Source organism: Aminobacter sp. P4_H6_2 (assembly GCF_056400805.1).
The window spans coordinates 1-9,131 of sequence record NZ_JBFUKO010000173.1 but is presented as its reverse complement, the minus strand read 5'-3'; the positions used below and the strand labels follow the sequence as shown (position 1 = coordinate 9,131).

Genomic DNA, 9,131 nt, shown 5'->3' with positions numbered 1-9,131 from the left:
CGCCAGTTTTCCGTGGAAGCGGAGTTGGCGGCGATGGTCGCGTTCGAGCGCGCCCTTGCCGAGGTGGAAGCGGCCGAAGGCGTGATCGGCAGCGATGCCGCTGAGGCCATCGTTTCGGCGCTGGCTTCGTTTGTTCCTGACGTGGCAGCGCTCAAGCAAGCCGTTGCTCGCGATGGCGTCGTCGTGCCCGAACTTGTGCGCCAGCTGCGTGCGGCAATTGGCAAGCCGCATGGCGACAAGCTGCATTTCGGCGCCACGAGCCAGGATGTCATCGACACGGCACTGGTGCTGCGCCTGAAGGTGATTGCCGACCGGTTCGACGCTCAGCTCGCAGGTGTCATCTCCAAGCTAACCGCACTCGAACAGCGTTTCGGCACCAATCCCCTGATGGGCCGCACGCGCATGCAGGCGGCGATCGAAATCACTGCCGCCGACCGGATCAGCGCCTGGCGCGAACCGCTCGAACGCCATCGCGCTCGCCTCGCTACGATCCGCCCCGAGCTTTTGGTGGTCCAGTTTGGCGGTGCAGCCGGCACGCTGGAAAAGCTTGGGCCCAAGGCGGTCGCCGTGCGCGAGGCGCTGGCGCAAAAGCTCGGGCTTGGCGACGCCCCGCAATGGCACAGCCAGCGCGACCGGCTCGCCGATTTCGCAAGCCTGTTGTCGTTGATCACTGGCAGCCTCGGCAAGTTCGGCCAGGATGTCGCGCTGATGGCGCAGTCCGGCGACGAGATTGCGCTCAGCGGCGGCGGCGGCTCATCGGCCATGCCGCATAAGCAAAACCCGGTCGCAGCCGAAGTGCTGGTCACGCTCGCACGTTTCAATGCGACGCAGCTTTCGGGCATGCATCACGCTCTGGTGCATGAACAGGAACGCTCGGGCTCGGCCTGGACGCTGGAATGGCTGCTCCTGCCGCAGATGGCGGTGGCGACGGCGGCATCTCTGAGGCTTGCCGACACGCTCGCCGGACAGATCGAATCGATGGGCGCCAAGGCGGGCACCTAGCCCGAGGCGCAGGCAACCAAGCGCCCCGCCGATAGCTGGCCGAAACGGTCACGCAACGGATGGGCAGCGAGGCAAGAAGGACAACAAATGCGCACGCAAGTAGTCATCATCGGCTCCGGCCCTTCGGGTCTTCTGCTCGGGCAACTGCTCGCCAACAGCGGCATCGACAACGTCATCCTCGAGCGCGTCGACCGCGACTACGTGCTCGGTCGCGTCCGCGCCGGCGTATTGGAGCAGGGCATGGTCGATCTGCTCGACGAGGCGGGTGCCGGCGCGCGCATGCATGACGAGGGCTTGCCGCATGACGGCATCTCGCTTGCCTTCGACAGCCGTCTTCACCGCATCGATCTAGCGGCCCTCACCGGCGGCAAGCGTGTCATGGTCTATGGCCAGACCGAGGTGACGCACGACCTGATGGACAAGCGCCAGGCTGAAGGCCTGACCACCATCTATGATGCCAAGAACGTTACGCCGCAGGGTTTCGACACCGACGCGCCCTTCGTCACATACGAGAAGGATGGCGTCACCCATCGCATCGATTGCGACTTCATCGCCGGATGCGATGGCTTCCATGGCATCAGCCGCAAGTCGGTTCCCGAGGGCGCGATCAAGACCTATGAGCGCGCCTATCCGTTCGGCTGGCTCGGCATCCTGGCCGAGGTGCCGCCGGCCGATCACGAGCTGATCTACGCCAATCATCCCAGGGGGTTCGCGCTGTGCTCGATGCGCTCGACCCACCGCAGCCGCTACTATGTCCAGTGCCCGCTCGACGACAAGGTCGAGGACTGGAGCGACGACCGCTTCTGGGACGAGTTGCGCCTCCGCCTGCCACCGGAGGTCGCAGAACGCGTCGTCACTGGCCCGTCCTTCGAAAAGTCGATCGCGCCGCTGCGCTCCTTCGTCGCCGAGCCGATGCGCTTCGGCCGCATGTTCCTCGTCGGCGACGCTGCCCACATCGTCCCGCCCACCGGCGCCAAGGGCCTCAATCTCGCCGCCAGCGACGTGCGCTACCTCTATGATGGCCTGCGCGAGTTCTACCAGGACAAGTCGAGCGCCGGCATCGACGTCTACTCGGCGCGGGCCCTGTCGCGCGTCTGGAAGGCGGTGCGTTTCTCCTGGTGGATGACCACCATGCTGCACCGCTTTCCCGACACCGACGATTTCGGCCAGCGCATCCAGGAGGCCGAGTTGGACTATCTCGTACATTCGCAAGCGGCATCTGCCTCGCTCGCCGAAAACTACGTTGGTTTGCCCTACTGATGTACTGAGGAAACAAGCAGATCACATATCCGTCAGGTYATAGGATGTGCGTTTCTTTTCATTTTACATTACCGTTTCGAGCATGACACTTGGCACGATACGGAGAAACCGAGACTGGCGCGCCCGACAGTGCCGGCTCGACCACATGGAGGAAAAATTGAAGAAGTCTGTTTTGGCCGCTTTGGCGGTTTTGGCGCTTTCCAGCGCTGCCTTTGCCGACACCATCAAGGTTGGCGTCGTTGGTCCTTTCTCCGGCCCGTTCGCTATCCAGGGCAAGAATTTCAAGGCCGGCATCGACGCCTGGATGGCGCTGAACGGCACGAAGGTTGGCGACAACGACATCGAGATCGTCTACCGCGACCTGCCGGCCGCCGATCCGGCGCAGTCCAAGGCGCTGGCCCAGGAACTGGTCGTCAAGGAAGGCGTGCAGTATCTCGCCGGCTTCTACTTCACCCCTGACGCCATGGCTGTGACCCCGCTGCTCGAGCAGGCCAATGTGCCGCTGGTCGTCATGAACGCCGCCACTTCGGCGATCGTCACCAAGAGCCCGCTGATCGTGCGCACCTCCTTCACCACCTGGCAGACCTCGGCGCCAATGGCCAAGGTCGCCAAGGAGCGCGGCGTCAAGAAGGTCATCACCGTGGTCTCCGACTACGGCCCGGGCGTCGATTCCGAAAACGCCTTCAAGACCACCTTCACCGCCGAAGGCGGCGAGGTCGTCGATTCCATCCGCTTGCCGCTGTCGACCAACGACTTCAGCCCGATCATGCAGCGCGTGAAGGATTCCGGCGCCGATGCCGTGTTCGCCTTCCTGCCGTCGGGCCCGACCACACTCGGCTTCGTCAAGGCCTACAACGAAAACGGCCTGGCAAAGGCCGGCATCCAGTTCCTGGCACCCGGCGACCTGACCCAGGAGTCCGACCTGCCGGCACTCGGCCAGGCGGCCGAAGGCCTGCTGACGACCTTCCACTACGCCGTCTCGCATGACTCGGCCGAAAACAAGAAGTTCGTCGAGGCGGCCCACAAGGCGATCGGCAACCCGGCCGAACTGTCCTTCCCTTCGGTCGGCGCCTATGACGGCATGCACGTCATCTACAAGATGATCGAGGCGACCGGCGGCAAGCAGGACGCCCAGAAGGCGGTCGACGCCGTCAAGGGCCTTGCCTGGGAAAGCCCGCGCGGTCCGGTTTCCATCGATCCCGAGACCCGTCACATGACGCAGAACATCTATCTGCGCGAGGTCGCCAAGGCCGCTGACGGCACCTACTACAACAAGGAAATCGCGACCTTCGAAAAGCAGGGCGACCCCGGCCTTGCGGCTGCGAAGTAACAGCGTTACGCCAACGACAGAGCCCGGACGCCACCTTGGCTTCCGGGCTGCTGCTGGATAAAACGATGCAAACCGTTTTCAGTGTTGGGATCGACGCCCTTGCCTATGGCATGGTGCTGTTCGTCATCTCGATTGGACTTTCGGTGACCATGGGCTTGATGCGCGTGGTCAACCTCGCCCATGGCGCATTCGCCATGATCGGCGGCTATATCGCCTCTTATGCCACCCAAACGCTCGGCTTCGGCTATGGCGTGGCGATCCTTGTCGCGGTGGTCGGCACCATCATCATCGCCATACCTGTGGAGCGGTTCCTCTATCGCCGCATCTATGGCGCGCCTGAACTCACCCAGGTGCTGATGACCATCGGCATCACCTTTTGCGTCATCGGCATCGCCAACTATGTCTTCGGCCCGACGCTGAAGACAATTCCTTTGCCTGAGACGCTGCGCGGACCGGTCGATCTCGGTTTCCGCTCGATTGCCGCCCACAAGCTGTTCGCCATCGCATGCGGCGTGGCTGTTGCGGGTGCCCTGTGGTTCCTGATCGAAAAGACCTCCTTCGGCGTCAAGCTGCGCGCCTCGGTCGACAATGCCGCCATGGCCGCATCGCTGGGCGTGCGCACCAAGATCGTCTACGCGGTCAGCTTCGCAGTCGCTGTCGGCCTTGCCGCTTTCGGAGGGATCGTCGGTGCCGAGCTTCTGCCGATCGAGCCCTATTACGCGCTGCGCTACATGGTCACTTTCCTGGTCGTCGTTTCGGTTGGCGGTGCTGGCTCCATCCCCGGCGCGCTGCTTGCCTGCTTGCTGCTTGGCGCCATCGACACCACCGGCCGCTATCTTTTGCCGGAATATGGCGAGTTCTTCTTTTATCTCGCCGTCATCGCGATCGTCTGCGTCTTCCCGCGCGGCCTGTTGGGCAGGAGCAAGTAGATGGCTGCCATCGAAAACACCGCCACTGCCAAGGATGCCGCCGCGCGCCCGAACTGGCTCGTGCGCGACCTCATCGGCCTGGCCGTGATCCTGGCCGTGGCCGCCATCGGCTACTTCCTGTTTCCCAACAATCTGGCGCTGCTGACGCGCATCCTCGGCGTTGCCCTGCTGGTTCTGTCGATCGATCTCGTCACCGGCTTCTGCGGCGTCGCCACGCTTGGTCATGCCGCCCTGTTCGGCGCCGGCGCCTATGCCTCGGGCATTGCCGCCGTGCACTTCGGCATCACTGATCCGCTTTTGATGGTCGTCGTTGGCGCCATCGGTGGCGCGCTCGCCGGAATCGTCTCCGGTGCGGTCATCCTGCGTGGCCATGGGCTGGCGCAACTGGTGCTGTCGATCGCCGTCGTCCACCTGTTCCACGAGGCCGCCAACAAGGCCTCGGCCTATACCGGCGGCAGCGATGGCTTGTCCGGTATCTCGCCTGATCCGATCTTCGGCATGTTCGCCTTCGATCTCTGGGGCCGAACGGCCTATGGTTTCGCCGTCGCACTGGTGGTCATCGCTTTCATCGTGCTGCGCCTGATCACCCGCTCGCCTTTCGGCATGCTGTGCCGCGGTATCAAGGAAGACCCGATCCGCATTCGCGCCATGGGCGCATCGGTGCAGGGCACGCTGCTCAAGATGTATGTCATCTCGGGTGCGGTCGCCGGCGTCGGCGGCGCGCTCAACGCCATCTCCACCCAGGTCGTCGGTCTCGACTCGCTAAGCTTCACGCTGTCGGCCGAGGCGCTGGTCATGCTGGTGCTCGGCGGCACGGGGTCGCTCTACGGCGCGCTCATCGGCACCGTCAGCTTCATGTGGTTCGAGGACTTCGTCTCGGCGGCCAACCCGTTCCACTGGCTTACCATCGTCGGTGCCCTGCTGATCGCTGTCGTGCTGTTTGCGCCGCGCGGCCTCTACGGCACGGCACTCACGCTGCTCGATCGTTTCAAGGGTGCTGCCAAATGAGCCCCGTCTTCCAGGTCGAAAACCTGAAAAAATCCTTCGGCGGCCTCGCTGTCACGCAGGACGTCTCGATCACCATGAACCCCGGCGACCGCGTGGCGCTGATCGGCCCCAACGGTGCGGGCAAGACCACCTTCGTCAATCTGGTCACCGGCCATCTCGAACCTGATTCCGGCAAGGTCATGCTTGGCGGTAACGATGTCACGGTAGTTGGGCCGACACTGCGCGTCCGCCAGGGCCTCGTCCGCTCGTTCCAGGTCACGCGCCTGTTCCCCGACATGACGCCGGAAGAACACCTGGCACTGGGCGTCATGCAGCGCACTGGCCGCACTGGCCGCATCTTCGGCCATTTCCACTCGATGCCAGATGTCATGGCCGAGGTTGCCGAGCTGTTGCGCACGCTTGGTCTCGATCACATCGCCACCCGAAGGGTCAGCGAGATCGCCTATGGCCAGCAGCGCCTGCTGGAGATTGCGCTGGCGCTGGCGCTCAAGCCCAAGGTGCTGTTGCTCGACGAGCCGGCGGCAGGCGTTCCGCAAAGCGACACGCCGCGCATCGAGGCTGCCCTTGCCGGCCTGCCATCCGACCTTGCCGTGCTGATGATCGAGCACGACATGGATCTCGTTTTCCGCTTCGCCAAGCGTGTCATCGTCCTCGCCGCCGGCGCCATCATCTTCGACGGCTCGCCCGGGGATGTCACCAAGGATGCGCGTGTGCGCGAAGCCTATCTCGGAAGCTACGCCAATGACCGCAGCGCCGCTTGAAGTCAAAGACCTGAGCGCCGGCTACGGCCCGACGCGCGTGCTGGAGGACATCAGCTTCTCCGTGGCTGCCGGTTCGCGCCTTGCCGTGCTCGGCCGCAACGGCATGGGCAAGACGACGCTGCTCGCTACCATCGCCGGCCAGACCAAGCGCTATGGCGGCTCGATCCGCCTCGGCGGCACGGACATGAGCAGCCAGGAAAGCGCGGCGCGCGCCCGCAGCGGCCTCGGCTACGTGCCGCAGGCGCGCTGCATCTTTCCCTCGCTTACCGTCGAGGAAAACCTCTTCGTCGGGCTCAAGGGCCGCGACCGCTCGGCGATCGAAGAAGCCTATGACATGTTCCCGCGCCTCAAGGAGCGCCGCAAGAACCTCGGCTCCCAGCTTTCCGGCGGCGAGCAGCAGATGCTGTCGACCGCGCGCAGCATCCTCGGCAAGCCGAGCGTGCTGTTGCTCGACGAGCCGCTGGAAGGCCTGGCCCCGGTCATTTGCGAAGAGCTGATGGTGGTGTTTTCGAAGCTCGCCTCGGGCGGCGAAATGACGGTCGTTCTGGTCGAGCAGCGCATCCAGAGCGCGCTCGATTTCGCCGACCACGCCATCATCCTCGAGCGGGGCCGGATTGCCTGGTCGGGTACGCCCGTCGAGCTTGCCGCGCAGCCGGAAATTGTCGAGCGCCTGCTCGGCGTCGGGGGCCTGCACTGACCCATGCGGACGGGCCTATGCGGCCGGCACCACTGCGGGTTCTTGGTCCGGTGCGTTTTCCGTTGGTTCTTTTAGCCTGAACCAGGCGACATAGAGTGCTGGCAAAAACAGCAGCGTGATCGCCGTTCCCGCCAGGATGCCGCCCATCATCGCATAGGCCATCGGCGCCCAGAAAACCTCGCGCGCGATCGGGATCAGCGCCAAGCTGGCTGCGGCCGCCGTCAGCGCGATCGGCCGCATGCGGTGCTCCGATGCCTCGATCATCGCGTGCCACCGGTCGGTGCCCGTCGCGATCAGTTCCTCGATCTGCACGATCAGGATCACCGAATTGCGGATCAGGATGCCAATAAGGGCCAACACGCCCAGCACTGCCACGAAACCCAGGGGCTGCCCGGTCGGCAGCAGCGCCGCCACCACGCCGATGAGGCCGAGCGGTGCAACGGCCACGACCAGGAACAGCCGCTGGAAGCTTTGCAGCTGGATCATCAAGACGGTCGCCATGACAAACAGCATCAACGGAACAACGGCAATGATTGGCCCCTGGCTTTTGGCGCTTTCTTCAACCGTGCCGCCGGTGGCAACCGCATAGTTTGGAGGTAGCTTGGCGATGAATGCGTCGACCGTCGGTTTCAGTTCGGCAACGACGGTGTCGGGCAGCGTGTTGCCGACCAGCCCGGCTTTGACCGTGATCGTCGGCATGCGGCTGCGCCGCCAGACGGTCGGCTGTTCGATCTCGTAGTGGACGTCGGCGACGGTGGCGAGCGGGATCGCCTCGCCGTTTCCGGTCGGGATCTGCAGGTTGCGCAACGTCTCGATCGAGCCGCGCTCGGCCTCTTCGGCGCGCACCACGACATTGATCAGATAGGTTGCGTCGCGCACTTGAGTGATGGCCACACCACCGACAACGCTGTTCATCGCGCTGGCGATGTCCTGCGACGTGATGCCGAGCTGGCGCGCCTTGTCCTGCAGGACGTCGACTTTCAGCACGCGTGACGGCTCGTTCCAGTCGAAGCTCGGCGCCTGCAGCTTCGGATTGGTCGAGATCTGGGTGGCGAATTGCTGCGACAGCGTGCGTACCATCTGAATGTCGGGGCCGCTGACGCGATACTGCACCGGCCGTCCAACAGGCGGACCAAGCTCCAGGGTCTTCACGAAGGCATCAGTGCCGACAAATTGTTCGCGCAGGATCTTTTCGATCGCCGGCTGCACCCGGTGCCGCGCTTCGAGATCCTTTGTGACGATGACGGTCTGGCCGAAATAGGGATTGGCCGGCTGTACGTCATAGGCCAGCACGAAACGCACCGCTCCCTGGCCGATGTAGGAACTCCAGTGATCGACGTCGGCATTGCCCTTGAGCGCCATCTGTTCGAAGCGCTCCATCTGGGCGCGTGTCTCGGCGATCGAGCTGTTTTGCGGCAGGTTCCAGTCGACGATCAGTTCCGGACGATCCGACGGCGGGAAGAACTGCTGCTGCACGAATGTCAGCCCGAACACCGACACGGCAAACACCGCGATTGTGGCGAAGATGGTGATCCAGTGGCGGCGCACAGCCAGATGCAGGAGGTGCGAGAAGCCGGCAGCGACGCGCCCTGGCTTCTCGCTGTGTTTTTTCATCGTCGCCGGCAACAGCGTGACGCCGAGCAGCGGCGCAAACAACACCGCAACGATCCACGACAGCAGCAGCGCCGCGGCGATCACCACAAACAGCGTATAGGTGTATTCGCCGGCCTGGCTGGTGTTGAGCCCGATGGGGATGAAGCCCGCCACCGTGACCAGCGTGCCGGTCAGCATCGGAAAGGCGGTCGAGGTGTAGACATAGGTCGCGGCTTTTCGCAGTGAATCGCCGACCTCCAGCCGCGCCACCATCATCTCGACCGCGATCATGGCGTCATCGACCAAAAGCCCGAGCGCGATGATCAGGGCGCCGAGCGACATGCGCTGCAGCGAAATGCCCATATAGGCCATGACCAGGAAGGTGATCGCCAGCACCAGAGGGATCGACAKCGCGACAACGAAACCGGCACGCATGCCGAGGCTGACGAAGGAGACGGCGAGCACGATCGCCACCGCCTCGAAAAGCGCGCGGGTGAAGCCCGAAACCGCTTCCTCGACAATCACCGGCTGGTCGGCAACGAGATGCACGC

At 64.0% G+C, this 9,131-nt stretch carries 8 protein-coding genes; 7 read left to right on the top strand and 1 reads right to left on the bottom strand.

What is annotated here, in order from left to right; translation table 11 throughout:
- The 7 genes from AC1DUU_RS14420 to AC1DUU_RS14390 all read left to right on the top strand — a co-directional run.
- Positions 1–1,002, top strand: a 1,002-nt coding sequence (locus AC1DUU_RS14420; protein ID WP_476784094.1) for a 3-carboxy-cis,cis-muconate cycloisomerase, incomplete at its 5' end; no start/stop codon positions are given.
- Between the two features lie 87 nt (positions 1,003–1,089).
- Entirely contained in the window at positions 1,090–2,262 is a 1,173-nt protein-coding gene (gene pobA / locus AC1DUU_RS14415) for a 4-hydroxybenzoate 3-monooxygenase (RefSeq protein ID WP_476784093.1), read from the top strand.
- A 157-nt stretch (positions 2,263–2,419) separates the two neighbouring features.
- Positions 2,420–3,592: an ABC transporter substrate-binding protein gene (locus AC1DUU_RS14410; RefSeq protein WP_476784092.1), complete on the top strand. Its 1,173-nt coding sequence runs from the start codon at positions 2,420–2,422 to the stop codon at positions 3,590–3,592.
- Between the two features lie 65 nt (positions 3,593–3,657).
- A complete protein-coding gene (locus AC1DUU_RS14405) occupies positions 3,658–4,521 on the top strand; it encodes a branched-chain amino acid ABC transporter permease (protein WP_476784091.1) in 864 nt (287 codons plus the stop codon).
- A complete protein-coding gene (locus tag AC1DUU_RS14400; RefSeq protein WP_476784090.1) occupies positions 4,522–5,529 on the top strand; it encodes a branched-chain amino acid ABC transporter permease in 1,008 nt (335 codons plus the stop codon).
- Positions 5,526–6,290, top strand: coding sequence for an ABC transporter ATP-binding protein (locus AC1DUU_RS14395; RefSeq protein WP_476784089.1), 765 nt, complete (start codon positions 5,526–5,528; stop codon positions 6,288–6,290). Before AC1DUU_RS14400 ends, AC1DUU_RS14395 begins: the two co-directional genes overlap by 4 nt.
- Positions 6,271–6,987, top strand: coding sequence for an ABC transporter ATP-binding protein (locus AC1DUU_RS14390; protein WP_476784088.1), 717 nt, complete (start codon positions 6,271–6,273; stop codon positions 6,985–6,987). The genes AC1DUU_RS14395 and AC1DUU_RS14390 overlap by 20 nt, the downstream gene beginning before the upstream one ends.
- A gap of 15 nt (positions 6,988–7,002) precedes the next feature.
- Here the strand turns inward: AC1DUU_RS14390 and AC1DUU_RS14385 are convergent.
- Positions 7,003–9,131 (bottom strand): efflux RND transporter permease subunit (locus AC1DUU_RS14385; protein WP_476784087.1); only part of this gene is annotated, 2,129 nt, incomplete at its 5' end.